Source organism: Chryseobacterium ureilyticum (genome assembly GCF_900156735.1).
Taxonomy (GTDB): domain Bacteria; phylum Bacteroidota; class Bacteroidia; order Flavobacteriales; family Weeksellaceae; genus Chryseobacterium; species Chryseobacterium ureilyticum.
Map to the genome: position 1 here is coordinate 956,239 of NZ_FTOL01000001.1, position 23,298 is coordinate 979,536.

A 23,298-nucleotide genomic window follows, 5' to 3' on the forward strand; every position below is an offset into this window, starting at 1 on the left:
TTTATCATCAATGCAACTCGGAAAAACTCAGGCACTACAAATAGCGGAAAAAATTAACTCAGGATGGATCTTAAAAGATGAAGAATCCAGTGAAAAAGCTTTTCTTCCTAAAATCTTCATTCGTGAGGAGCAGGAAGTAGGTGAGTACGTTGAGGTTTTTGTATATCAGGATGATGATAAATTAAAAGCTACTACTGAAATCCCTTTAGCGGAAGTAGGTGAATTTGCCGTAATGAGCTGTGTGCAGAGTCTTCCAAGTGGAGCGTTTATGGATTGGGGAATTATTAAGGATTTATTCGTTCCATACAAACAGCAGAAAACTAAAATTCTTGAAGGAAAAAGATACCTTGTTTATATTTATGTAGATGAGGATATGGAACTGATTACAGGAACTACAAAATTCAAGAGAAATCCACAATATGAAGATCTTTCGTTCCAAAAAGGAGATAAAGTAGATCTTATCATGATGAATGAAAGTGAACTGGGGTGGAATGTAGTGATCAATAAGCAGTATATTGGTTTGATATATGCTTCTGATGTTTTCAAAAAATTATATCCATTATCAGAAGAGAAAGGGTATATCAAAGCAATTCGTGAAGATGGGAAAATTGATATTTCCCTACAGCCGGAAGGATTTGAAAATATTGATGAATTCAAGCAAAAAATCCTTGATAGACTGGAAGAAAATTATGGTCTCCTGTATGTATCCGATAAATCTACTCCTGAAGAGATCAAGGATGAACTTCAGATGAGTAAGAAAAACTTCAAAAAAGCCATCGGTGGACTTTATAAAGATAAAATCATCGATATTTCAGACGACAAAATCAAATTATTATAAAAAATTAAAGAGCAGAATTTTTCTGCTCTTTTTATTTGCCCCTCATTCTACTATTTCTTTATTTTTTCTTCTAAATAAAGAGTTCTATGTAAGTTTTTAAATCATTTTAAACGTAACAATTCAAAACTTTATTTCAAAACATGATGTAAATCATAACAATTTTGTTTAATTTTTTTGTTTAACAATTTTGTCAAAAATAAAATTCGGTTTAAATTTGCACAAATTTGTTTAACAAAAATGTCAAATCAAGCAAAAAAAGACCAAACACAGGAATTGATCAAGGAGACAGCGAAGAAATTATTCTTTGTGAAAGGAAAATTTGATGCTACTACGCAGGAGATTGCAGATGAAGCTGGAGTAAATAGAACCCTTATTAACTATTATTTCCGATCAAGAGACAAACTGATCCAAATAATTTTTGATGAAGCTCAGAAAGTAGAGCAGGAAAAATCAAAGATTATTCAGAATGCGGATCTTCCATTTAAGGAGAAGATCAGTCAATTTATAGAAAGCAGTCTTTCTACGAGTCTTCAATATCCGTATCTGGAAACCTATATCGTTTCACAGATCAATAAAGGAACCTGCCATCAAAGAGAAATTGAAGAAGATATCTTACAGCAAATGTACAATGATATCGAAAAAGAAATGGAATTGGGAAATATTGAGAAAACAAGTCCGGTTCAGTTTATTCTGAATATGGTTTCCTTATTAGTATTTCCAAGTGCAATACGACCACTTTTTATGGAAAATCTGATGATCAGTGACGAAGAGTATGATAAGATTATTTCTGAGCGAAAGGAGATTATTATCAATATGTTATTTAAAAATTAGAAAGATCTAAAGTATTTCTTAACATGATTCGTCAAATAGAAATAAAATAAGAATTAAAAAAATAAACGTAGTATAAAATTATGAAAAGAAAACGAATAACTGCTAAAAAGCTAAAAATTGGGATAGCTGCAGCATTTATGATTTTCGGTTTTTCATCGGTGTCTGCCCAGCAGCAGGTTTCTCTGCAGGAAGCTATCAAACAGGCACTCCAGAATAAGGCAGAAGCTAAAAAAGCAGCCTTACAGGTTAAAAAAGCCGAATATAAGATTGATGAGGCTAAAGCCGGAGCTCTTCCACAGATCAGCGTAGCGGGAGGTGTTTCTTATAACCCGATTATTCAGGAAACGGTAGTAGAGATCATGGGACAGCGAAACATTTTCAAAATGGGGCAGCCATGGAACTCAAATATTGCCGCAACCTTAAATCAGGCGTTGTTTGATCAGAGAGTTTTCATCGGTCTGAAAGCAGCAAAGTCTACAAGAGAATTTTATGTATTAAACTCTCAGCTGACTAATGAGCAGATCATTGTAAACGTAGCAACTGCTTATTACAATGTATTTGTACAGGAAGAAAATCTGAAAACGCTGGAAACCAGCTATAAGAATACTGAAAAGGTAAGAAATGTTATTAAAAGTCTTGTAGATAATGGTTTGGCAAAACCTATTGATCTTGACAGAACAAATGTTCAGCTTACGAATATCGCTTCCAATAAGCAAAAGCTAATTAATGGAGTAGAACTTACCAAAAATGCACTGAAGTTTTATATGGGAGTTCCAATAGATTCTCAGATTGAACTGGAAGAAAAAAGCATTGAGCCAAAACCTGAGCTTATCGCAGGACAGATCAATTTAGATAACAGATCTGAAGTGAAAGTTCTAAGAAAGCAAATGGAGCTTCTACAATTTAATAAAAAGGCGACAGAAGCATTCCTTTATCCTACAGTAAGTCTTCAGGCAAACTACGGATGGTACGGAATGGGGACAAAATTCCCTTGGTTCAACGGAATCAGTAATGGTGTAAACTGGAGTGATGCGGCATCTGTAGGATTAAATGTAAACATTCCAATCTTCACGGGTGGGGCTACAAAATCTAAGATCCAACAAGCTGAAATCGATATTCAGGATCTGAATCAGGATATTGAAAATACACAGCTAACCTTGAATTTAGATTACAAGAATGCAACAACCAATATGGAAAATGCTTTAATCAATATTCAGAGTATGAAGGATAATGTGGCGTTGGCAGAAAAAGTACAGGCAAATACACAATCTAACTATCAATACGGATTAGCGACCCTTACAGATCTATTAGACACAGATAATTCTTTAACTGAAGCAAAACAAAACTATGCTAATGCTTTATTAGACTACAAGCAGGCTGAAATTCAGTTGATGAAAGCAAAAGGAGAGTTAAACACATTACAAAACCCATAATAAACAATGAAAAAAACTTTAATATATATCATCGTAGCCGCTGTACTTGTAGGGTTAGCAGCGTATAAGATTGCCGGTAACAAAGAGAAACAGACTCAGGAAGTAAAGGAGGTTGCTAAGCAGGTGGATAAGATCAACGTAAATATCGTAACCGTTTCCAGAGAAAATATAGATACTGATTATTCAGCAAATGGAACATTCCTTCCAAAGCAGGAAATGAATCAGTCTTCTGAAATCTCAGGACGTATCGTAAACGTTTTGGTAAAAGAAGGTTCAAGAGTAGGAGCGGGACAGGTTTTAGCAACAATTAAAAGAGATGCTATCGAAGTAGACGTTACACAGGCTCAGAATAACTTACAAAACGCTATTATTGATAACCAACGTTACGAAAACGCATACAAAACAGGCGGAGTTACAAAACAACAGCTTGATAACTCAAGATTGCAGCTGAAAAACATGCAGGCAGCAGTTAGAGCTCAAGGTGTAAAAGTAAACGATACTAGCATCCGTGCAGGGATCAGTGGTACAATCAACAAAAAAATGGTTGAACCAGGAACAGTAGTTTCTCCCGGAACAGCAATGTTTGAGATCGTTAATATCAACAGTTTAAAACTTTCTGTTTTAGTAGATGAAAGTCAGATCGGAAAAATTCAGTTAGGTCAGGAAGTTCCAATCAAAGTAAATGTTTTACCTGAAGATTCTTTCGTGGGTAGAATTACTTTCATTGCTCCGAAAAGTGATGCTTCATTGAATTTCCCGGTTGAAATTGAAGTTCAGAACAGAGGAAATTTAAAAGCAGGTATGTATGCAACAGCTACCTTTAAAACCAACAATGGAGCAGAAACTCAGAATATGCTGACAGTTCCTGCAGAAGCGTTTGTAAATGGTGTAAGTTCAGGACAGCTATTCGTTGTTCAGAATGGAGTTGCTAAAATGATCAAAGTAACCATCGGAAAAGTTTACGGAGATAAAGTACAGGTATTAAGCGGACTGAACGATGGTGAACAAGTGGTAACCAGCGGACAGATCAACCTGGACAACGGATCTAAAGTGAACATTATAAAGTAGACGATTTATGAAGTTAGCAGAAATATCGATTAAAAGACCCTCGTTGGTAATTGTATTATTTACAATTCTGACGCTGGGAGGTATCCTGAGTTATACGCTCATGGGATACGAATTGATTCCGAAGTTTGAAACCAACATGGTAACCATTTCTACGGTATATCCGGGAGCTTCGCCAGCAGAGGTGGAGACCTCCGTCACCCGAAAGATTGAGGATGCCGTAGGTTCTTTGGAAAACGTAAAAAAAGTAGAATCTTCTTCATATGAAAGTTTATCCGTAATCATGGTTCAGCTGAACGATGGTGCCGATGTAGACTTTGCGCTGAATGATGCTCAGAGAAAGGTAAATGCTATTCTTGCAGACCTTCCGGATGACGTAAAAGCACCATCACTGAATAAATTCTCCCTAGATGATTTACCCATTATCACGATGAGTGTTTCATCTGATAAACTGAACAGTAAGGAACTTTATGACTTATTGGATAAAAAGATAGAACCTATCTTCTCCCGTGTAAATGGTGTGGCGCAGGTAGATCTTGTGGGTGGTCAGGAAAGAGAGATTCAGGTAAATCTTGATGAGAAGAAATTACAAGGGTATGGACTTTCAATCGGAGATGTTCAGCAGGCAATTCTTTCTTCAAACTTAGACTTCCCTACAGGTAGCTTGAAAACAAGAACTACGAAATCTACGATCAGATTATCAGGAAAGTATAAGTCAACAGAAGAAATGAACAACCTTGTAGTTTCCAATAAAAACGGAGCTCAGGTACGTTTATCTGATATTGCAACTGTTTTTGACTCTCAGAAAGATGTTGAAAAAGTAGCAAGATTCAATCAATTTCCGACGATCTTAATGCAGGTGAAAAAACAGTCTGACGCCAATGCGGTGGCTGTATCTGAAAGTGTTCAGAAAACGATTAAAACAGTAGAAGAAGCATATAAAGTTCAGGGAGTAAAAGTGAAAATTGTAAACGATACTACAGAATTTACCCTTGAATCTGCAAACCACGTAATTTTCGACTTATTCTTAGCGATTATTCTTGTGGCAATTGTAATGCTATTATTCCTTCACAGTATCAGAAACGCATTTATTGTAATGGTTTCTATTCCGGCTTCATTAGTGGCAGCGTTCATTGGAATGAACCTAATGGGATATACCCTAAACCTAATGAGTTTACTTGGACTATCGCTTGTGGTAGGTATCCTTGTGGATGACGCGATTGTGGTATTGGAGAACATTTACCGTCACATGGAGATGGGTAAAAGTAAAATCAGAGCAGCATACGACGGAGCTTCTGAGATCGGGTTTACCGTTGCTGCGATTACATTGGTAATTGTGGTGGTATTCTTACCGATTGCGATGAGTTCAGGTCTTGTGGCAAACATCTTGGCTCAGTTCTGCGTCACGGTGGTTATTGCGACAATGCTATCATTATTAGCTTCATTTACCATCATTCCTTGGTTATCATCAAGATTTGGTAAACTAGAGCATTTAACAGGTAAAAACTGGTTTGAAAAATTCATTCTTTGGTTTGAAGGTTTAATTGATGGGTTCACTCATTGGGTAACTGATATTCTTGAATGGTGTCTTAAAACAACGTTAAGAAGAATTTCTACTGTTGTGATTACATTTATTATTCTAATCAGTTCATTCTCATTAGTAATCTTTGGATTCATCGGAGGTGAATTCTTCCCGCCGATTGACCGTGGTCAGTTCTTAGTACAGATGGAGCTTTCAAAAGACGCAACTGTTGAGAAGACAAACCAATTAACGCTTGAAGTTGAGAAGTATTTAAGAAATGATAAAGACGTTGTAGACTTGATTACCACAGTCGGACAGCAGTCAACAGGTTTTGGTGGAGCTCAGGCAACAACATACCAGTCTGAAGTTCAGGTAAACCTTACAGATAAATCTGAACGTTCTGAAAGTACCAACATCAAAGCTGCAAAAGTAAAAAGAGCATTAGAAGAGAAATTTACAGGAGTAGAATTTAAAACAGCTCCAATCGGTATCATGGGTGCGGAAAATGCTCCTATCGAAATGGTAGTAACAGCTCCGGATAACGCAACTGCAGTAAAAGAAGCAACCAGAATCCTTGAATTATTGAAAAAGGTTCCGGGAGCAGTAGATGCAGAATTATCTACAGACTCAGGAAATCCTGAAGTGCAGGTAAATATTGATAGAGATAAAATGGCTTCTTTAGGCTTAAACCTTTCAAGTGTTGGACAAACAATGCAGACTGCATTTAACGGTAACACAGATGGGAAATTCAGAGCAGGAGAGTACGAATATGATATCAACATCCGTTTTGGAGACCTGAACAGACAATCCATTGATGATGTTAAAAACCTAATGTTTACAAACCCTCAGGGACAACAGGTTCGTTTGAGCCAGTTTGCTGAAGTAAAAATGGGTTCAGGACCAAGTTTGCTTGAACGTAGAGACAAATCACCTTCTGTAAAAGTAAGAGCTAAAGCAGTAGGTAGACCAGTTGGAGACGTTGCAAACGAATGGGCTGCTAAATTCATGAACGAGAAAAAACCTATCGGTGTAGATTACATCTGGAGTGGTGATATGGAAAACCAGCAGGAAGGTTTCGGTACTTTAGGGATTGCATTATTAGCGGCTATCGTATTGGTATACTTAGTAATGGTATCATTATATGACAGTTTCGTATATCCTTTCGTGGTATTGTTCTCTATTCCGTTGGCGATGATCGGGGTAATGGTAATCCTTGCCTTAACAGCTAACTCGTTGAACATCTTCACTATGCTTGGTATGATCATGTTGATTGGTCTTGTTGCGAAGAACGCGATTATGATCGTTGACTTTACGAATGCAAGAAAAGCAGCAGGAGCAACAACTCACGATGCATTGATTCAGGCGAACCACGCCCGTCTTCGTCCGATCTTGATGACAACAATTGCGATGATCTTCGGTATGCTACCAATCGCATTGGCAACAGGTGCCGGAGCAGAGATGAACAAAGGTCTTGCATGGGTAGTAATCGGTGGTTTGACATCGTCTCTATTCCTTACCTTGATCATTGTACCAGTAGTATACTCTCTATTTGACTCTATCTTAAGAAGAATGGGTAAAGATACTAAAGTAGACTACGAAGCTGAAATGAAGGCTGATTATGTACACAGAGAATTAAATGAAGACGGATTTACTCCTAAGCATTTAGACAAATAAAATAACATATACCTTTAATTAATCGAAAGCGCCTCAGAAAATCTGAGGCGCTTTTTATTTTGCAACTAATGCACGAATTTTTTTGATGCTTCTATATGAGATTCTTGATCTTCCTTAGAACTTATCACTGTATAAAGTACTACCTCCTGCTTCTCTATATGGTTCAAAATATAAAAAAACTGATTGTAATGTAAATATAATTATTCGTGCATTAGTGGCTAAAAAACAATAAAAAAGCTTCCAGAATAAACTGAAAGCCTTAGTATATTATAATTGAAAAAAATTAGTCTGCCATAGCCTCGCCAGCCTTTCTGAAGACAAAGTTTCCGTAGATGTGCCTTCTTGCAAAACGACTTGGAGAATCCGCATTCACCATTTTGATATAAGTATTTCTTGGAACACCCATGTATTCATAGCTTTTTCCATTCAAATGCTGAACCGTTAAAATAGATTTCTCAAGATAAAAATCCTGAATATTAGATTGTGTAATCGTCTCAGTATATTCTTCTTTATATTTTTCCTGAGTTTCAGGGTTGATGCTTACTAAAAAGTGGTAAGCTTCAATAACAGATTTACTTTTTTCCTCCGCAGCCAACTGCCCAGCTTCGTCATTGATAAATTTATCAGGGTGTGTATCTTTCATTACATTCCTGTAAATTGTTTTTAACTCTTTTAAAGTCACATTCTTATCTACTCCAAGAAGTGTTCTGTGCTCACCAATTCGTTTCATAACTTGAATTCTTATTTTCGGGGTGCAAAATTAAGGAAATAAATCCGAAAAAACGTAACTTATTCATTATTAATTTATTTGATGCTCTTTTTGAACTGGCTTTTTGTTAAAAAGTTGAATTAAAAATGATGCTACTCAGTTAGTTTATGAAATTTAAAGAAGATTAAAAACTTTGCAAAAAATTTAACATCGTATTAATTATCCAAACTCCGAATACAGATGCTTATTCAGCTTAAAATAGATATACTCATTTTTAAAATCAATAATGGTATTGAATCTCTTCAGAAATTTGTTTCCAAAAAATCCAGCCATTTTTTCTGTAGAATCAATTCCTTCTGTGGAACCGGAAAGTGTAATAGGAACATTATAAAGATACTTTTGTGCAAATATAATAGAAGGGCATAGAACCACAGACATTACATACACAGAGCCATCCGATCCCTGAGCCGTCGCTTTTCCTATAGTTTTCATCTGATCAACTAAAGCATTTTCCTTCGCATACGGAGAAGCAATAGTGAGCGCATCATCTGCACCACTATCAAGACCGAAAAACCCTGAATATTCCTTGTTGTTTGCCATAATTGTACTTTCAACAGCAGGATAGTCATCGATCATGTGAAGTTTCATTTTTTCATATCCTGAAAAATCAATTGCCAAATCATTTTCATCGTAAAAGCGGATGACATTCTTCTGATAATCAATTTCAATAATCTTTCCTTTCATTAAATCCGTACCAAAAACTCCATCAAAATTAGCCTTTTCATAAGGGATCATAGTCAATGAAACATCTGTTTTCACAATATTTCCGAATTGTACGGTGTTGTGGTCGCTGTAATCTACCGTATTGACTCCGTTTGAACCTTTGTTTTCAGACTTTCCATTGATGGTAAGGTTTACTTTTTTCTTGGAGTTACTGTTAATAGCAGATCCGTTAGCTCCCGTATCAAACAGAAATTTAACGTTTTCAGTTTTATTGACTTTACAATGTAGATAAATAGAGTTGTTTTCCAGAGAAAAAGGAATAACAGCAGGGCTTTTTTGTGCAGAAATAAATATACTGACAAAAGCCGTTAAAAAAAGATAAAGAAAATCCATATGAGTATTATTAACTCAACGAAATTAAATCTATTTAAAATCCTGACAAAGAAAGTAAAGGTCATTAACCTTCCCTTAACCGTTCTCTACAAATATCATAAAAAGGTGGAAAATATTTCTCAGTTTTTTACATAATACGGAATGATTCTTTTTTCAAAAATAAAATAGAAATCATTTCCGGCTCTTGCCAGGAGCCCATCCTCAGATATCCAGTCATATTCTTTTTCAAGTGTACTTCCATCAGTATAAAGAAGCCCAAATTTTGTCCCTTTTTGGTAGATTCCCAGCTTCGTTTGCCCATATAACAGAGTATGGCAAAACATGGGGCTCGTAGTAATTAATTTTCCCTGTGTGGTATAATAATACCAGGTATTTCCTTTTCGTAAAGGAATAATATTAACAACTTTCGCTCTTTTTTCTGTGTACTCAACTGGGGATTCTTCATACTCAATCGGGACAAGAATTGTTCCGGCTTTATCAATAATACCTATTTTTCCATCCTTTACAATCATGAAATAATTTTCGTCAAGAGGTGTTGCGTTATCAACCTCAAAATGGTTGGATTTTAAAACATATTTCCCAGCCTGATTTTTTACGAAAGGAAATTTGAATAATATAGGATATCCACCATAAGTACTATTGCGTTGAGTACTGAAGGTTCCCTCAAACATATTAAAGAAAAACTCACTGCTATTTTCTTCTTTGCTTATAAAGAAACCGAAAAAACCTTTTCCAGAGGTTGAACGATTATTGATTCTGTAAATAAAGCCACTATTTAACAGTAAATTTCCAGAACGATCTATTACATTATAAGATTGGGTTTCAGTATCAAAAACCAATGCTGATTTTCCATAGAAGGGATAAGCTTCTCTGAACTTTTTTGGGAAGGCAGGTTGTCCGTTTTTCTGATTAATATAAATAAATGCTCCGTTTTGATATGTAGGAAGCAGAGTGTCCTGTGGTGTCTGATAATAGGAAGTATGATTTGTCAGGGTCACCAGATTAAAAGGAATATCAATTTGAGCCTTTACAGATAAGGCAGTTAAAAAAACACACAAGCTATATATTCCTTTTTTCATAGTTAATCAGTTAGCCGTAAAATTAATAAATTCATGTAATTCATAAAGATATATATTGAATTTTATTAAAATAAAAAAACAGTACCCAAAATGAGTACTGTCATATTATTTAAAATGATAAATCCTTTTTATTTAAGGCATATCACAGTTTTTCTTTAGCTTCATAAAAATTTTATCGAAATCCTTGTATGCTGTAGCTTCTTCCTCAGGTTTCTGTCTGAAACTACTGTTGGCGCAGTTATGAAAGCTTAAGCCAATCATATCAATAAGAGCATAATCTTCTTTTTGAGGATCATTCAGTTTAGTATTAAAACGATTCATTACCCCTTGCGGATCTGCATTGTTCTTGCTTTTTAACTCTGTATATGCTTTCCATGAAGCAAACATTTTATCTTTGTCGGGAGATGATATAGCGTCTATGGATTCTCTACACGTAGAATAGAATTTGCTGTTTTTCAGTGAAGAAGGATCAGAAAAAGCAATGATTTCTTCCTTATTCAGCTCATATTCATTTTCAAAAGTTTGTATGGCGTTTTCGTAAAGCTTTTTCCATACGGGAAGATCAATAACCTTAAGGCTGTAAAGCTCTTTTTTCTTTTCCTGATATTGTCTTTCCAGGTTTTCTAAGTGAAGGTCTTTATTATTACGAACATCTTCTAGGCTGGAAAGTTTAAAGATAGGATTCGTATCAAAATGAACCCCGTTGAATTTGTATAATAATTTATTTACCCCGTCTATTTCCTCTTTTTCATATTTGGAAGCATCAAAATACCCTTTGTTATCACAATTGAATGTCTGATAGCTGTACGGTGTCAGATTGGTGTTTTTTGCAGGGCTTTTTTGTCCCAAAACAGTTACAGATAGAGCTAGGTAAAGCCCGATCATCATTTTTTCCATGCGCATAGTCGTTGAAAGAATCCGAATTTTCTATAATTACCCCGCAAAATTAAGGCTTTAAATTTGAAAATTAAAGAATTATGTCAATTTTATACAGTCATTTTTGCAATTTAATGAGAATTTTGATTTTTTGCTTTAAATACAGGGAGTATACGAAGATTATAGAACTATGGCTCGTCACAATTCCTTTTAAGTTGTACAAATATTTTATCAAAAGCTTTGAATAAAATATCATCATCTTCTATAGTATTTCTGAAGCTATGATTGGCACAGGTGTTATAAATATTAATAAGATCAATCAAAGCAATATCATCTTTTCGTTCATCATTCCATTTCTTATCAAAGGTCTCTTTAGCTTGAGGGTTATCCTTATATTTTTCTTCAAATGTGTTTTTCCAGTATACATACATTTTTTGTCGGTTATCAGATGTTATAGCATCAATAGTTTCTTTGCAGGTATTGTAAAATTTGCTGTTTTGCAAGGATTTGGGATCAGCATAAGCCATTAGGGTTTCCTTTCGGAGTTGATATTCATTGTCCAGCAACTGAATCGCTTCAGCATGTTTCTTTTTCCATACGGGAAGATTGATAATTGTAAGATTGGTAAGTTCTTTTCTTCTTGTCTGGTACTCTTTTTCTACTTGTTGTAAAAGTTGCGGATTATTTTTGCGCACCATATCAAATTTGGCTGGATTAAATACAACGAGTGAAGAAAACGGAGACCAACTCAAAGGATATAACAGCTTGTAAGTGCCATCTATCTCTTCTTTCTTATATTTTGAAGGATCAAAGTATCCTTTATTATCACATCCAAAAGGCTGATAGCTGTAAAGAACCAGCTTATTTTTTGCAGAATTTTTTTGTGCTAAAACAGGAAAAGATAATATCAAAGCGAGCCCCGCAATTAATTTTTTCATATTCATTATTGTTGAGAAATCTGTATTTTTTTAATGATGGCTAAAATTAAAACTTAACACTCCAATTCCGGTTATAAATCAGAATTATTTACTCACTGGTTTCGGGGATTTATAAGCTTTGGCACTTGTTTTTTCTTTTGTTTTTTATATTTTGCTGCCTGATATCATGAATTCCAATTATGCTAAGGTAGAATGGAAATATAGTGATTGAATTATAGAACAAAATATTAATAATGTATAATAATTTAGAACAACTGTTTTACAGAGGAGATCTGGAACAGTGCATTGAAGAAGGGAAACAACACTTACTATCTCATCCCCAAGATGAGGAAGTCTTATTTTTAATGGCAGTAGCTTATCATGATTTTGTATACTATGACGGACATGAGGCTATTTATGATGCCATCAGAGATTATGTTATTCCTTATTTAAGAAGAATACTTCAGCTAAATCCGAATAATAAGAAGGCATTATATAATATTCTGAATTATCCTTTGGGTAATGAATATACTCTGATGCAGATCGCCAGAAGTAAAAAACATATTACTCAGGAAAATAAAGAAGAGTTCATTGGCTATGCAGAACGCATGCTGGATGATCCGGACTACGCGGGCTATGGCTATGATTTCCTTGTGAAAATATACGAATCACTGGAGGAAAACAAAGCACTTTTGAACAGCCTTGAAGCAGGAATATATTACTTCCAGAAAGCCCATGCTGATGAACGAGAAGTAAGAGACAGAAATATCTCCCTTTTCTGGATGAAAAAGATTTATCTTCTTGACCATGAAAAAATGGTTTCTGGGGAGGGATTTACAGCAATTATTGAGCAGGGATATCGTCATTTTATTACCAGAAATGAATCTGAGCTGATAGATCTTGCGGACATAGCTTATGAAAACGGAGCTCCTGACCTTTCTTTACAATTGATGCTGAAAGCGATTAAAGGATCAAATTCTGCAATACATATCCACAAAAGACTGGTAGAATGGCACCAACGATTCGCTGAAATGATTCAAAATGGGTACAATAATCCTGATGTTTTTTATTATCAGCTGATTATTGAAAGAAATTACAGTGATATGCTTAATGTTGCTCACGATTTTTATTACCACCATGCTCTTGAAGTGATGGGTGCTCGTCCTGAAGTTTTTGCAGGCTATCATTTTTCGGGAACATTCCTGTATGAGAATGAGCGTTATGCTGAAGCCATTCCTTTATTGGAAAAAGCTATTACGTTATCATGTAATGCCACAACGTGGAGAAGAAAAGCTGAGTCAGAATACTTCTTATATAAAACAGCACCATCTGAAATACCTGCCTTTCCTGATTATCCAACAGATATTTACAATGAAGGTGTTTATATGAACGAATTTATAGAAGAACTTGAAGATGAAAATGATAAGCTTCAATGGACTGATGTAAACCGCATTATTTATGAACAGGCACATGACGCGTTCAGAAGATATTTTGAGGAAGGACAATTTGAAAGTGACTATCACAATGATTTGCACACCAGAGCAATGTGCTGTAATAATTTAGCCATTAAATATTGTTTTTTTGGTGATACTTCAGCTGCGGCTTCAGTGGCATCCGAGGGACTTCAGTATTCGGAGTTCAGAGAGCTTCACTTTGTATTGATTGATGCATTATTAGGTGAAGGCAAAAATAAAGAAGCCGAATCTGCATTGAATAAGTATTTTGATCTGTACGAAGAAGATTGTGATGAATATTTTTATAAAAATGCATTTTACAGAGCCGAGCAGATCAGACTTCAGGGGGTACTTGGTTCTGAAAATGTTTACAAAGACGCTAAGGAAACTCTTAGCTATCTGTACGAATACACAGAAGAGCATCCGGAAATCAATGATTACGATTACAGGGATTTGGAAGCTGCTAAAAATATATTGGAAGGAATATTGTACACCCGCTTTGAAAATGAAGATCACAATACAAGACGTTCTTATTATGAAGAACTTTCTGGACGTTTTCCAAAAGAACCGAACCCGCTGTTTGCATTGATGCAGATCTATAACGAAGAAGAAAATTATGGAAAGGTATCTTTAACAGCTAAAAGGTATCTGGAGCATAAAAGGGAGTTTTTGTTGAATGCTTTTGATAAAGCTAAAACTATTTATATGATCGTTAAAAGTGATTTCCTACAAGGAAACTATACAGAAGCTGCGAAAGTGTTTAGTCAATATGATGCTGAATGTGATGTTGCTATGGATCCGGAAGAATACGTACTTTGGTTAAGTTATGGAGTAAGAATCTATGAAAAGCTGAACAACAAAGATCAAACTTTAAAACTTGCTGAAAGTTTTACTGTAATCTATAATGAAGAAGAATGGGGCTACGATGACCTTGTAGAAAGCATTGAATTGGCAAAAGCGGTAGTATTATATCAGGCTGGAAACTTAAAAGAAGCTCACGCAATTTTAGATCAGGTACGCTCCGTTGCAGATTATGATCCTATCGCTGATGAATATAAAGCTTCCTGGAAAAAACCTGGACTGTTTTCAAAATTCGGATTTTAATCATAAAGAATAAAAAATATGGCACACCGTATTTACGTATATAATATCGATTCTCAAACCGGCGACCGCTATTCTCACTATCTGGGTGAATGGAATTATGAGATTCCTGAACTGCTTTTTCCTTTATTTTCCTGTGACCCAAGATCAAAAGGGAAGTTGCTTTACTTTGATAAAATCAATGGAGTAGCTAGGTTGAAGTCATTTTTTCAGTTAATAGGTGAGCATTATCAGTTGCTTTACAAAAAAGCATATTATGAGCCTGTCAACAAAATGTTTGATCTTTTGGATGCCCTTCCTTACGATACTTTTCTGGTAGATGCATGGGACGTATTCAATATGAATGAAGAAAGCCATACCTCTCAGGCGAAAGATTGGGTATTGGAAATCAAAGAAAAAAGCAAGCTGTATGATAGAGCTATTGCAAAAGGAAATCTGGGATGGCTTGAGAAGGAAATTTTTGCTGGAAGAGGGTATGAAACTTTTCTAGCAATGCTGGAAACAGACTGGATTGATTATGGTCTTGGGTATTGGAATGAGGAGCTATATAAAAATCCTTTAGATATTTTTGAAGAAAATAATCTTTGCGGGCTGAAAGATAAGAAAGGAAATATAATAATACCAGCCATTTATGATGAAATTTTCGCTTTTACAGATGAAGGAATTGCTGTAATAAAAAAAGACGGGAAGTTCGGATACATGAGAAATGATGGAAAGGTTCTTGTGGAATGTATTTATGATGAAGCGTATGATAACCTTTTTATACACGATAAAGCCTATGCAATCATCGAAGTTGATCATAAGTGCGGGTTGATTGATATTATTTCCGGAGCTATTGTTATTCCTTGTGAATATGATGAACTTGAATTATTGTGGTACACAGGTATTTTCAATGCTAAAAAAGAGGAGAGATATCGCGTAATTGATGTGTCTGGTAAACAGGTTATTGCAGACCTTTCGGAATCTCCTTTTGACCATGATTATAATAATCTTATTTATCGTAAGCAGGAAGGAACCTCAAAAAGAGCTTTTTATACTTTCAATGGTACTTTTATTGGGGAATATCCTGAAGATGTATTATCAGCGGTATCCAACGGATTTTATTTTGCCAAACCGAATAAATTTCAGAAAAAAACAGAGATCATTAAACCTGATGGAACTCTTTTGGATACAGACATAGACACGCTCATGATGGATGTTTCAGATTATGGTTATACTTCTTTTGCTTACAGAAAAGGAAAGGAATGGCATATTTATAATACTGAACGCAATGAGTTTATGTTAAAAGGATACACTATTCAAAATATTCATAGAGATCATTACACCAAGTTTATGACAGATGTTTTTGTGATTTCTGATGAAAATGGCTGGGGAATATATAATGCTTCCGAAGATCGTTGGCTGATACCAATCTCCAAAGAATATAAAAAAATAGAATGCTGCAGAGAAGAAATTTTCCGTGTTCTTACTTCAGGCGGAATGCATTATTATGATCAAAAAACTGAGATTTTAAGCGATCTCTATGATTATATCGGTGAAGGAGTAGACTATTACGAACAGAAAGTTGCACTTTATAAAGGGAATAACATGTTTATTCTGGATAACGAAAAAATCATGCATCAGGTTACTGATCGCCAATTGGGAGCTTTCTATGAGAAAAGATATAATCTCAGAGGAAAAGATCAAAAATATTTCCTTGATTTTTACAAAGCCTGGATAGAAAGAAAAGGAAGTAATTATGAAGAATATTTTGATGATAAAACTTTGATGTCAAGAGCTGAAGAATATTCCAAAGAAGGAAATATAAAGGAAACAATCAGACTGTACACTATAGGTGTAAAACGAGGAAATGCAGATATGATGGTAGAACTGGGGTATATCTATACGAATGAAGATCAACCTGAATTTTATGATGTGAAGAAAGGAATTGCTCTATACGAAAAAGCTGCTTCACAGGATAATGGCATTGCCTGGAATAATCTTGGATATCATTATCAGAACGGTATTGGCTATCCACATGATATTAAAAAAGCCTTAAAATGTTTTAGAAAAGGAATAGAGCTGGGGGAAGGATTGGCAATGCAGAATATGGGACTTCTGTATTTCTATGGTGATTATGTGCTGCAGGATTATGATCTGGCGCTGGAGTATTACAAGCAGGCAGAAAAGAAATTCTACTTTAATGAAGATAAAATATCCGAAATCTATTATCAGAAGCGTGATTTTGAAAACCTTCAGCGTTACCTGAAAAAAGATAAAGTAAATACCTATTCTAACATTTATTACGGAATTATGTATGAAGAAGGACTAGGAGTGAAGCAAAGCACAAAAAAAGCAATTAAACACTTTGAAAAAGCTCTGGAATATTCTACCTACCATCATGCCTTACAAAGAGTTTTGTATTACTATAAAGAAGATCCTGCGTTTGCTAATCCAGAAAAATATGAATACTGGAAGTCATATGGAAAGGAAAATGATATGGGAGTATAACAAGTATATTCTATGTTTTTATGTGGTTACAAATAAAATATTTTCTTATTAACCACATAGAAACATAGGTTTTTAAGTTTGAGAAATTTTCACATCAATTAGTAATAGTTACTCACTTCGATGAGGTTTTGGTCTGGATCACGGAAGTAAACAGATTTTATTTTTCCCACAGCTCCGGTTCTGTCCACAATACCTTCGATAATTTCTATATTTTTTTGCTTCAGTTCTTCAAAAATATCATGAATGTCAGTTTCTGCTATAAAGCATAAATCGGCTGATCCAGAGGTTGGAAATTCAGCTTTGGGCTCAAACTCGTGTCCTTTTTGATGTAGGTTGATTTTCTGATTTCCAAAAATTAAAGCTTTTCGGTTATCTCCAAAGGTTACTTCTTCAAAACCCATGATATGAGTGTAAAATTCAATGGTCTTGTCTATATCAGCAACGGTTAATACGATATGATCTATATTTTTCACTACCATTTTTAGATTATTAATATTTAAAACAATTTATAAATTTAATTATATTGCTCGAACTCGCCTTATGGAACTGAAACTTCTTTATTATATTCCTGTTTTAGCATTACTTGTTTGGGTTTCATACCTCATCGCACGTTCTTTCAAAGAATGGTCAAAGGAGAGTCGTTGTGCTGTATTTATTATTGCGCTTTTTCTGTTGATATACATTTCAATGGTACTTATTTTTTTTACCAATGTTGCCTTAAAAGAATTTTTGTCGTAGAGCAATACCATTTCAAACGATATCGTTTGTTTTTTAGATTTAAAATAATAGATTTACATTAATTACTTATATAACTATGATATTCTTCCTGATTTTTTTTCTTGCCTGTATATTGGGAGCGGTTTCTTACATAATAATGATTTTATGCAGCCGATGGACAAGAAATCATCAATATGAACCCCTTTTTAATACTCTGATATTTATCGGCTCTTTTTTGTTGCTGTTATTTATCAGCACTTATCTTTTTATAAACAATCTTAATTTTTCTAGATAATCATATGCACTTTGACTGGATTTACCTTTTTATCATCCTCTTTTTTATTTTTATAATAGCTATTCTGGCTGGCATTTCTTTTGTGATTATGCGTTTTTGTAATCGCTGGACTCAGAAACACAGATATAGCGTATTATTAGATACCTTAATATTCATTGGGGCATTTTTTCTTATATCATTCATCAGCATTTATATCTGCCTTGCGAATATTTCTTTTCAACGATGATTCGTTTGCTTTAAGAATCCCATAAGCAATCAGAAGATTAATAATAAGTGCAAGCCACACATTGATCCCATAAAAAAGCTCATAATCATACAAATTATCATCATAGACTAAATTTTTGACGATTCTGAAGGTTATGGCAGTTGTCGTTATGGCATAACTTAAGATCATATAGATTTTATGCCTTATAATATCTCCCTTTTTAATAGAAAGGACGGCTATTACCGTAAAATAAGCCCAAAGAACATCCTGAATAAGGAAGCCTGTAATTCCTATTAATCCACCATTGGAAAATAGTCCCAAAACAAAACATGCAGGAACATTGATGATCAGGGTATTATAGACATACATCTTTCCAATGATTCTGTGTAAGCTTTTGTTTTCTTTCAGAAACTGATTTGAAAATTGCGTTAAACCAGCCAACAGGCAAAGTGTGATTGAAAAAATATGGACATAAAAAAAAGCCATCCAGTATGGATTATGAATAACCTCTTGCTTAAAGGCTAGGAACCCAATGTTTTTGTCCCCGGAAATATACTGGGAAATCGTTTTCAGCATCAGAATACTGAAAATAATGACTGAAAATACAGCCATTATTTTAATCATCTTTATGCCCAAAGACTTTGTCATGAACTTTATTTTTAGTCTTCTAATACCTCTCTGATCTGGCTTTCCATATCATCAAGGTCCTCAAATTTTCTTAAGTTCAATGACTTTTCATTCTTTTTAAGCTCCTCAATAATTTCAAGGGCTAATTCTAAAGGTTCTGCTTCATAGCCAAACAAATTGCTGTCGAAATCAGTTCCTACAATTAAACCGTCGCTGTTCATTCCCAGACACCAGTTTTCGATAAATTCATTAAGTGGGATAGGCGAGGGCTCATAACGATTCCATTCTTTGTCTAAACAGGATTTAGCTCTTGCAGTATCTGACCAGAAACAAATGATTTGTACAGGTTCACCATCTTCATACTCCAGCTCGTTGGAATAGGAGGTAGCATACCCTTTCTCATCTTTTAATCCATAAACTACTTCTGTGTTACAAATTTTTTTGATAAAATCTTTGTATCTGTTTTTGGTGGTAATATGATCTTGAAGCATATTTTATAAATTTATACTGTTATTGATGTGTTCAATCTCTGGGTTTTCTCCGTCACTATTCCTTTTTGATCTTCCATATAAGCCAATTTCCAGATCATTAGGTGTTTCATTATCCAATTCTGATGGATGTACATACGTATACATACCATACCCATGACCGGAAACAAGCCAGCCTTCGGTAGAATTCAAATGAATGACACTGAAATCTCCGGCAGAACCTCCGGCAAACACAGGTCCAAATTCCTTCATCAATTGAATGGCTTCGTCTTTTACATCTTTTACCGTCGTAATGTCATCAAAAATAATATAAGTTCCGTTTTTGAAAAGTACCCAATCTTGGTATTCAGGATTAATAGCAAGTGTTACATGTTTAATGATTTCTAAGTTGTCCATGGTTTAAATTGAGTTGTTATTAGTTTGAATATAAGAAAAAAATATATTTATAAGATTCCTTTAATCCTTAAATGTTGTAATAGCATAATCGTTTTTGCATCCTTGATTTCCCCTTTATCAATCATGGTAAGAGCTTCATCAAAAGATAATTCAAGGACCTCAATATTTTCTCCCTCTTCTTCTAGCCCGCCACCGGAATTAATTTTCATGTCTTGGGAGTATTCAGCAATGAAAAAATAAAGGATTTCTGTTACGGAACCTGGTGACATATAGGCTTCAAAAACCTTTTCCACCTTGGAAATTTTATATCCCGTTTCTTCCTCTGTCTCTCTTTTGATACAGTCTTCGGGATTGTCATTATCTAATAGCCCGGCACAAGCTTCAATCAGCATTCCGGTAGTATTTCCGTTAATATAAGTTGGTAGCCTGAATTGTCTGGTAAGAATAACCGAATTAGAAACATTGTTGTACAGCAAGATTACAGCTCCGTTTCCACGATCATAAGCTTCTCTGCTTTGGGTTTCTGTAGTTCCGTCTTTTTTAAGAATGTTAAAAGTGACTTTATTTAAAGTATACCAGTTATCCGATAAGATATCTGTTTGTAAAATAGTAATATTTGGATTTTGCATAATGCAGTTTGAATTCTTTATTTTTTAATTATTTTGATTGTAATAAATCCTGTAATGCTTCCCTTAGATCAGGAAACTTGAATTGAAAACCTGTAGCCAGTATTTTTTGTGAAGAAGCTCGGGAACCTTCCAATATTGCCGTTGCCAATTCACCAAACATTAGTTTTAAAACAAAACCAGGAACATTCGGCATGAATAAAGGTTTATGTAATACCTCCGCAATTTTCTTTGTTAGATCAGCATTAGTGGCATGTTGAGGAGAAACAGCATTATATGGACCTTCCACGGTTGAATTTTTTAAAGCAAATTCATAGATACCACAAATATCTTCAATGTGAATCCATGGCATATATTGTTTCCCTGTACCTAAAGGTGAACCCACGTAATACTGAATAGGTGGAATCATCTTCTTTAATGCACCATCTTTTTCAGTAAGAACCACTGCTGTTCTTACTTTTACAACTCTTTCAGCAATATTCTGTTCTTTAAATTCATCAGCAGCTTTTTCCCATAAAACAACGACTTCACTTAAAAAATCATTGCCAGGAAAGTCTTGTTCTGTATAAATTTTTTCTGTAGTAATAGTACCATAAAAATTAATCCCTGAAGCCGAAATAAAAGATTTAAGCCGAATGTTTTTCTCTTTTAAAGTCTTTAAAAGTAATCCCGCAGAATCAACCCTGCTGGAAATCAATTCTTTTTTTCTTTCAGCAGTCCATCGTTTCTCTGAAATATTGGCACCTGCAAGATGAATGATGTGGGAAATATGATCTAAAGCAGATTCGTCAATAGTTCCTTTTGCCAGGTTCCATTCATATTCATTGGAGTGTTGCTTTTTTCTCGTCAGAAACCTTACTTCGTATTCATTTCCGATTCTTTTTGCAAGTTCTTTGGCAACCAGTCCATTGGCTCCTGTAATCAAAACCGCTTCTTTCATAATAATGTATTTGGTGATGTAGTGTATATTATGCCTGATTTTTAACGATCAAAACAAAGTCTTCCTTTAAGACTTTATAGCCATAGTCATAAATAAATTTGTATTCAGAACCGTTCTTATAAACTTTAAGATTAGTAAAATAATCAAAATCAAAGCCTAAACCATCCAGCTTAGCCTTGGAGACTTTAGTTTTACCGTCGATATTTATTTCCCGAAGAATACGATAATTTTTGCGAAGCTTATTGTTAACGTTCCGCATAAGATTCGTAGAATCCTTGTTCTGTTTATTATTATAGGCGTTTCGGCAGGCATCATTACAGAACTTTTTATCAGACCTCCCAATAATTTTTTCGCCACATTCCAGGCAGTTCATTATTTTTTTATTTTGTTTGGATGTACATGTCCGTGAGCATGTTTTTTTCTTAACAGTCTTATAAATCTGCTGTGAGAAGGGTAGCTTCTGTTAGGTGTTATATTATTAAAGAATAAAGCTACAAGAAGCAAAATAATACACCCTGATAAAACAGGAGAGATAACATACCAATATCCTAAATCAGGAATTTTTCCCGTAGAACTTACTGCAATCAGAGCTGTTGCTCCTCCCGGTGGATGCAGGGTTTTTGTATACTGCATCAAAACGATGGAGAAAGCTACGGCAAGAGGAGCCGAGAGCCAGATAATATCAGGAACAATTTTATAAACGGTGACTCCTACAATAGCAGAAAGAACATGTCCGCCAATCAGATTTCTGGGTTGTGCCAACGGGCTTTGTATTGCACCATAAATAAGGACACTAGAGGCTCCAAAAGAACCTATCAAAAATATATTTTCAGTTTCCGTTAAAGAATGAGATTGGATAAATGCAATGATTCCTATTCCAAAAAAGGCACCCAAAAAGGACCAGAAATGCTCTTTATAATCAACTAGCGTTTCTTTATAGATCACGTATTTTGACACTCTGAATGTCCTTTTTATTGTCTTCTTCATTGAATTGTTTGAATAAAAGGTTTACAAAATCGGCTAATGATTTTACTAAAACAAAGATACATAATTATCCATTTGTAAGTGGATAGGATTTATAATAGAGTCTGTCTGTGTAAAAAGTAGATTATTTCTGTAAACCTGCGGTTAAAAACAGTTGTCAGAATATCAGAATATGAATTAAAATGAGTGATTGGAGATACTGAATTTTACGCTATTCTTGTCAAGGTTCCAAACCTTGACAAGAATAATTCGAACAAATTGCCACTAATTCACGAATAAAAAAAATCGTGCATTAGTGGCAAAAAAAACAGGATAAAAAAACTTCTATCCTGATTGGTATTTTTTAGTATCTATCCTGAAAAGGATAATCTTATTTTTCACTTTTCAGTTTACTGATTTCCTCTTTTAGCAGGCTGATATATTCTTGTAAATTCTTAATGATTTCAATGCTTAATTCATTATTTATATATCCCATATTGTTGGCTGAAAAACCACTGTTTCCAACATTCGCTCCTGGGCTATCATTAAATACAGGATTTTCAATATTAATCTTAACTTCCTCCTCTTCATAAATTTCCTCAACAGGCACTTCAAGAAATTTAGCAAGTTTATCCCATTCAGCTTGTATAATTTTTACAGTTCCGCTTTCTTTTCTGCTATAATTAGAAACATCTGTAGCAATAGCATCAGCAACTTGCTGTTGGGTAAAACCTTTTCTCTTTCTGACTGTACGTAGTTTTTCTTTTTGCATTTTAGACGTTTTTACAAATTTGCAAAAAAATAATGTATAAAATATAGAGGTTTTCAAAATTTTTATCAACAAAAATAAAATCTATTATTCTTGCGTAGGTTCCTTTTATTCCCTTTTATTTTAAAACAATATGAAGATTTTTTACTACAAAAAATAATGATTGT

General features: G+C 34.5%; 21 protein-coding genes. 7 read left to right on the forward strand and 14 right to left on the reverse strand.

Going from position 1 to position 23,298, the window contains the following annotated elements; all coding sequences use genetic code 11:
• Positions 1–10: 10 nt before the first annotated feature.
• From BW983_RS04055 to BW983_RS04075, 5 genes are all read left to right on the forward strand, one after another.
• Positions 11–838: a CvfB family protein gene (locus BW983_RS04055; RefSeq protein ID WP_076550104.1), complete on the forward strand. Its 828-nt coding sequence runs from the start codon at positions 11–13 to the stop codon at positions 836–838.
• 237 nt (positions 839–1,075) lie between these two features.
• The gene (locus BW983_RS04060; RefSeq protein ID WP_065393281.1) at positions 1,076–1,669 is read left to right on the forward strand and encodes a TetR/AcrR family transcriptional regulator; all 594 of its coding nucleotides are present in this window, start codon (positions 1,076–1,078) and stop codon (positions 1,667–1,669) included.
• 80 nt (positions 1,670–1,749) lie between these two features.
• Positions 1,750–3,102, forward strand: a complete 1,353-nt coding sequence (locus BW983_RS04065; RefSeq protein WP_076550106.1) for a TolC family protein — start codon at positions 1,750–1,752, stop codon at positions 3,100–3,102.
• 6 nt (positions 3,103–3,108) lie between these two features.
• Positions 3,109–4,170: an efflux RND transporter periplasmic adaptor subunit gene (locus BW983_RS04070; protein ID WP_076550107.1), complete on the forward strand. Its 1,062-nt coding sequence runs from the start codon at positions 3,109–3,111 to the stop codon at positions 4,168–4,170.
• Between the two features lie 7 nt (positions 4,171–4,177).
• The gene (locus BW983_RS04075) at positions 4,178–7,363 is read left to right on the forward strand and encodes an efflux RND transporter permease subunit (protein WP_076550109.1); all 3,186 of its coding nucleotides are present in this window, start codon (positions 4,178–4,180) and stop codon (positions 7,361–7,363) included.
• 283 nt (positions 7,364–7,646) lie between these two features.
• Here the strand turns inward: BW983_RS04075 and BW983_RS04080 are convergent, their stop codons facing one another.
• From BW983_RS04080 to BW983_RS04100, 5 genes are all read right to left on the reverse strand, one after another.
• The gene (locus BW983_RS04080; RefSeq protein ID WP_065393285.1) at positions 7,647–8,093 is read right to left on the reverse strand and encodes a KTSC domain-containing protein; all 447 of its coding nucleotides are present in this window, start codon (positions 8,091–8,093) and stop codon (positions 7,647–7,649) included.
• Between the two features lie 198 nt (positions 8,094–8,291).
• Positions 8,292–9,188, reverse strand: coding sequence for a retropepsin-like aspartic protease (locus tag BW983_RS04085; RefSeq protein ID WP_076550110.1), 897 nt, complete (start codon positions 9,186–9,188; stop codon positions 8,292–8,294).
• Between the two features lie 119 nt (positions 9,189–9,307).
• Positions 9,308–10,267, reverse strand: coding sequence for a WG repeat-containing protein (locus BW983_RS04090; protein WP_076550112.1), 960 nt, complete (start codon positions 10,265–10,267; stop codon positions 9,308–9,310).
• A gap of 132 nt (positions 10,268–10,399) precedes the next feature.
• Positions 10,400–11,164 (reverse strand): hypothetical protein, encoded by a 765-nt coding sequence (locus tag BW983_RS04095; RefSeq protein WP_076550114.1) that lies wholly within the window; start codon positions 11,162–11,164, stop codon positions 10,400–10,402.
• Positions 11,165–11,331: 167 nt separating this feature from the next.
• On the reverse strand, positions 11,332–12,081 hold the full coding sequence (locus tag BW983_RS04100; RefSeq protein WP_076550843.1) for a hypothetical protein: 750 nt from the start codon (positions 12,079–12,081) through the stop codon (positions 11,332–11,334).
• 233 nt (positions 12,082–12,314) lie between these two features.
• Here BW983_RS04100 and BW983_RS04105 point away from each other — a divergent pair, with 233 nt between their 5' ends.
• Together BW983_RS04105 and BW983_RS04110 are read left to right on the forward strand one after the other, a co-directional pair.
• Positions 12,315–14,618, forward strand: coding sequence for a tetratricopeptide repeat protein (locus BW983_RS04105; RefSeq protein WP_076550115.1), 2,304 nt, complete (start codon positions 12,315–12,317; stop codon positions 14,616–14,618).
• Between the two features lie 18 nt (positions 14,619–14,636).
• Complete coding sequence (locus BW983_RS04110; protein ID WP_076550117.1) at positions 14,637–17,105, forward strand: SEL1-like repeat protein; 2,469 nt, start codon at positions 14,637–14,639, stop codon at positions 17,103–17,105.
• 98 nt (positions 17,106–17,203) lie between these two features.
• Here the strand turns inward: BW983_RS04110 and BW983_RS04115 are convergent, their stop codons facing one another.
• The 9 genes from BW983_RS04115 to BW983_RS04160 all read right to left on the reverse strand — a co-directional run bounded on the left by BW983_RS04115 (position 17,204) and on the right by BW983_RS04160 (position 23,134).
• Entirely contained in the window at positions 17,204–17,584 is a 381-nt protein-coding gene (locus tag BW983_RS04115; protein WP_076550118.1) for a VOC family protein, read from the reverse strand.
• Between the two features lie 708 nt (positions 17,585–18,292).
• Entirely contained in the window at positions 18,293–18,970 is a 678-nt protein-coding gene (locus tag BW983_RS04125; RefSeq protein WP_084184301.1) for a DUF2306 domain-containing protein, read from the reverse strand.
• Between the two features lie 11 nt (positions 18,971–18,981).
• Complete coding sequence (locus tag BW983_RS04130; protein ID WP_076550123.1) at positions 18,982–19,440, reverse strand: DUF2750 domain-containing protein; 459 nt, start codon at positions 19,438–19,440, stop codon at positions 18,982–18,984.
• A gap of 3 nt (positions 19,441–19,443) precedes the next feature.
• The gene (locus BW983_RS04135) at positions 19,444–19,833 is read right to left on the reverse strand and encodes a hypothetical protein (protein ID WP_076550124.1); all 390 of its coding nucleotides are present in this window, start codon (positions 19,831–19,833) and stop codon (positions 19,444–19,446) included.
• A gap of 47 nt (positions 19,834–19,880) precedes the next feature.
• Positions 19,881–20,462, reverse strand: coding sequence for a GDP-mannose pyrophosphatase NudK (gene nudK / locus BW983_RS04140; protein ID WP_076550126.1), 582 nt, complete (start codon positions 20,460–20,462; stop codon positions 19,881–19,883).
• A gap of 28 nt (positions 20,463–20,490) precedes the next feature.
• On the reverse strand, positions 20,491–21,399 hold the full coding sequence (locus BW983_RS04145; RefSeq protein WP_076550128.1) for a TIGR01777 family oxidoreductase: 909 nt from the start codon (positions 21,397–21,399) through the stop codon (positions 20,491–20,493).
• A 28-nt stretch (positions 21,400–21,427) separates the two neighbouring features.
• Positions 21,428–21,772, reverse strand: coding sequence for a hypothetical protein (locus tag BW983_RS04150; RefSeq protein WP_076550130.1), 345 nt, complete (start codon positions 21,770–21,772; stop codon positions 21,428–21,430).
• On the reverse strand, positions 21,772–22,386 hold the full coding sequence (locus tag BW983_RS04155) for an HPP family protein (RefSeq protein WP_076550132.1): 615 nt from the start codon (positions 22,384–22,386) through the stop codon (positions 21,772–21,774). The genes BW983_RS04150 and BW983_RS04155 overlap by 1 nt, the downstream gene beginning before the upstream one ends.
• Positions 22,387–22,753: 367 nt before the next feature.
• Positions 22,754–23,134 (reverse strand): helix-turn-helix domain-containing protein, encoded by a 381-nt coding sequence (locus BW983_RS04160; protein WP_076550134.1) that lies wholly within the window; start codon positions 23,132–23,134, stop codon positions 22,754–22,756.
• Positions 23,135–23,298: the final 164 nt, after the last annotated feature.

Excerpts from the sequence above, each read along its gene's own strand:
- BW983_RS04075 (WP_076550109.1), top strand. The coding sequence starts at position 4,178 with ATGAAGTTAGCAGAAATATCGATTAAAAGACCCTCGTTGGTAATTGTA.
- BW983_RS04125 (WP_084184301.1), bottom strand. The coding sequence starts at position 18,970 with ATGACAAAGTCTTTGGGCATAAAGATGATTAAAATAATGGCTGTATTT.
- BW983_RS04130 (WP_076550123.1), bottom strand. The coding sequence starts at position 19,440 with ATGCTTCAAGATCATATTACCACCAAAAACAGATACAAAGATTTTATC.
- BW983_RS04115 (WP_076550118.1), bottom strand. The coding sequence starts at position 17,584 with ATGGTAGTGAAAAATATAGATCATATCGTATTAACCGTTGCTGATATA.
- BW983_RS04085 (WP_076550110.1), bottom strand. The coding sequence starts at position 9,188 with ATGGATTTTCTTTATCTTTTTTTAACGGCTTTTGTCAGTATATTTATT.
- BW983_RS04150 (WP_076550130.1), bottom strand. The coding sequence starts at position 21,772 with ATGAACTGCCTGGAATGTGGCGAAAAAATTATTGGGAGGTCTGATAAA.
- BW983_RS04100 (WP_076550843.1), bottom strand. The coding sequence starts at position 12,081 with ATGAAAAAATTAATTGCGGGGCTCGCTTTGATATTATCTTTTCCTGTT.
- BW983_RS04070 (WP_076550107.1), top strand. The coding sequence starts at position 3,109 with ATGAAAAAAACTTTAATATATATCATCGTAGCCGCTGTACTTGTAGGG.
- BW983_RS04145 (WP_076550128.1), bottom strand. The coding sequence starts at position 21,399 with ATGAAAGAAGCGGTTTTGATTACAGGAGCCAATGGACTGGTTGCCAAA.
- BW983_RS04110 (WP_076550117.1), top strand. The coding sequence starts at position 14,637 with ATGGCACACCGTATTTACGTATATAATATCGATTCTCAAACCGGCGAC.
- BW983_RS04105 (WP_076550115.1), top strand. The coding sequence starts at position 12,315 with ATGTATAATAATTTAGAACAACTGTTTTACAGAGGAGATCTGGAACAG.
- BW983_RS04135 (WP_076550124.1), bottom strand. The coding sequence starts at position 19,833 with ATGGACAACTTAGAAATCATTAAACATGTAACACTTGCTATTAATCCT.
- BW983_RS04055 (WP_076550104.1), top strand. The coding sequence starts at position 11 with ATGCAACTCGGAAAAACTCAGGCACTACAAATAGCGGAAAAAATTAAC.
- BW983_RS04095 (WP_076550114.1), bottom strand. The coding sequence starts at position 11,164 with ATGGAAAAAATGATGATCGGGCTTTACCTAGCTCTATCTGTAACTGTT.
- BW983_RS04090 (WP_076550112.1), bottom strand. The coding sequence starts at position 10,267 with ATGAAAAAAGGAATATATAGCTTGTGTGTTTTTTTAACTGCCTTATCT.
- nudK (WP_076550126.1), bottom strand. The coding sequence starts at position 20,462 with ATGCAAAATCCAAATATTACTATTTTACAAACAGATATCTTATCGGAT.
- BW983_RS04160 (WP_076550134.1), bottom strand. The coding sequence starts at position 23,134 with ATGCAAAAAGAAAAACTACGTACAGTCAGAAAGAGAAAAGGTTTTACC.
- BW983_RS04155 (WP_076550132.1), bottom strand. The coding sequence starts at position 22,386 with ATGAAGAAGACAATAAAAAGGACATTCAGAGTGTCAAAATACGTGATC.
- BW983_RS04060 (WP_065393281.1), top strand. The coding sequence starts at position 1,076 with ATGTCAAATCAAGCAAAAAAAGACCAAACACAGGAATTGATCAAGGAG.
- BW983_RS04080 (WP_065393285.1), bottom strand. The coding sequence starts at position 8,093 with ATGAAACGAATTGGTGAGCACAGAACACTTCTTGGAGTAGATAAGAAT.
- BW983_RS04065 (WP_076550106.1), top strand. The coding sequence starts at position 1,750 with ATGAAAAGAAAACGAATAACTGCTAAAAAGCTAAAAATTGGGATAGCT.